1 rRNA gene is annotated in these 570 nt (G+C 57.7%); it reads right to left on the bottom strand.

The window, feature by feature from the left end:
• A 23S ribosomal RNA gene (locus IE274_RS39175) occupies window positions 1-570 on the bottom strand; the annotation flags it as partial.

The raw sequence follows: 570 nt of genomic DNA, 5'->3' as shown, positions 1-570 counted from the left end.
CCGCGGTACTTTTCACCATTCCCTCACGGTACTATCCGCTATCGGTCACCAGGGAATATTTAGGCTTAACGGGTGGTCCCGCCAGATTCACACGGGATTTCTCGGGCCCCGTGCTACTTGGGTGTTTCTCAAACGAGCCGTTGACGTTTCGACTACGGGGGTCTTACCCTCTACGCCGGACCTTTCGCATGTCCTTCGCCTACATCAACGGTTTCTGACTCGTCCTGTCGCCGGCAGACGACAGCAGAGAAATCCCACAACCCCGTATACGCAACCCCTGCCGGGTCTCACACGCATACGGTTTGGCCTCATCCAGTTTCGCTCGCCACTACTCCCGGAATCACGGTTGTTTTCTCTTCCTGCGGGTACTGAGATGTTTCACTTCCCCGCGTTCCCTCCACACTGCCTATGTGTTCAGCAGCGGGTGACAGCCCATGACGACTGCCGGGTTTCCCCATTCGGAAACCCCCGGATCAAAGCCTGGTTGACGACTCCCCGGGGACTATCGTGGCCTCCCACGTCCTTCATCGGTTCCTGGTGCCAAGGCATCCACCGTGCGCCCTTAAAAAC

The sequence above is a fragment of the Streptomyces flavofungini genome, assembly GCF_014650815.1.
In the GTDB taxonomy this organism is placed as follows: Bacteria; Actinomycetota; Actinomycetes; order Streptomycetales; family Streptomycetaceae; genus Streptomyces; species Streptomyces flavofungini.
This window is presented reverse-complemented; position numbering and strand designations above follow the sequence as displayed.